Raw genomic sequence first — 1,614 nt, 5'->3', positions numbered from 1 at the left:
GTACGTCATGCGAAGCTGATGAGTGCCTGTGAGTGAAAGTCTCATCCGGCTAAAGCCGTAGCGGGCAGGCCGGGACCGAGTCTTGCGGGCGTCGCGGTAACGCGGGGTCTGAAGTGTAGACAGGAGCCATGTGGGGTGTGGGATTGAGCCCCGAAATGTGGAAGGTCGCGAAGGCCGAGAGTGTTCCCGTTCTCGAAGGCAGCACGTGCGTCATCGCTATGCGAGATGACGTCGCTTCGCCGGGGTCGAAGGCCGCATCACGCATGGAAAGCATTCATCGGAACATGAGAGGCCCGACCGGGTCCGCCAGATTGGTCTCTGGCGGGGGATGGTGGCGAGGCACTGCCGGAGCTGCTGTTCGAGCTGAGGTCGGGAGTCGGACTGGTTCGTACTACCGATGACGCCGCCGAAGGAAACGAGGCGCGCCGAGGGAAGGGGCCAGCCCGGAAGGAACCCACGCGAGAGTGACAGGGTCCGGACACAGAGCCGGGCAGCCTTGCCATCTAACCTCGCACGGGTGAACGCGGCGGCCAGCGCGGCCGTCCAGACCCGGTTCACCGCCCTGCTACACCATGTTGATGTCGAGGCGCTCGAAAGGGCGTTCCGACGGCAGAAGCGGCAGGCAAGCGCGGGAGTCGATGGGATCACGGTGGCGGACTACGAGCAGAACCTGGAGGTCAATCTCCAGGACCTCTGCACGCAGGTTCACACCGGACGCTACCGGCCACAGCCGGTTCGGCGTGTCTACATCCCGAAAGCAGACGGCGGGCGACGACCGCTCGGTGTGCCAACCCTGGAAGACAAGATCGTCCAGGGCGCAGTGGCCGAGACGTTGAGCGCCATCTACGAAGTCGACTTCCTCGGGTTCTCCTACGGCTTTCGGCCGGGGCGCAACCCGCACCAGGCTCTATCATCGCTGCATACCGCGATCATGAGCCAGCGCGTGAGCTGGGTGCTCGATGCCGACATACGCAGCTTTTTCGATTCGGTTGACCACGAGTGGCTGCTGCGGATGCTGGCGCAGAGGATTGCCGACCCCCGAGTGCTCCGGCTTGTCCGGATGTGGCTCGATGCCGGTATCCTCGAGAGCAATGAGTGGCGCGAGACGGATAGGGGAACGCCGCAAGGGGCGGGTATCAGCCCGCTCCTCGCCAACATCTTTTTGCACTACGTCCTCGATCTTTGGGTCCATCAATGGCGTCGGCGGCATGCACGCGGACGGGTGTCGATCGTGCGCTATGCCGATGACTTCGTGATGGGCTTTGAGAGCGCGGCCGACGCAAAACGGATGCTGGCCGACCTCGAGCAGCGGCTGGCCAAGTTCGGCCTGCTGCTGCACGAGGATAAGACGCGCCTGATCGCGTTTGGCCGCCTACCGGCCATGGCGCGGCAGCAACGCGGCGAGCGGCGTCCGGAAACCTTCGCCTTTCTGGGGTTCACCCACTACTGCGGGTGGACCCGGGACGGCCGGTTCATCGTCAAGCACAAGACACAGAGCAAACGACTGTCACGCAAACTGACAGCGCTGCGCCAGGAAGCGCGACGGCGGATGCACACGCCGCTGGGCGAGCAGCACCGCTGGTATTCCAGCGTGCTACGCGGGCATTACGGCTA

At 64.2% G+C, this 1,614-nt stretch carries 1 protein-coding gene; it reads left to right on the top strand.

Annotated features, from left to right (window positions below):
• Positions 1 to 517: 517 nt before the first annotated feature.
• Positions 518 to 1,614, top strand: a 1,097-nt coding sequence (ltrA, locus tag QWZ14_RS29195) for a group II intron reverse transcriptase/maturase (RefSeq protein WP_290320583.1), incomplete at its 3' end; no start/stop codon positions are given.

Source organism: Paeniroseomonas aquatica (genome assembly GCF_030409335.1).
Taxonomy (GTDB): Bacteria; Pseudomonadota; Alphaproteobacteria; order Acetobacterales; family Acetobacteraceae; genus Belnapia; species Belnapia aquatica.
This window is presented reverse-complemented; position numbering and strand designations above follow the sequence as displayed.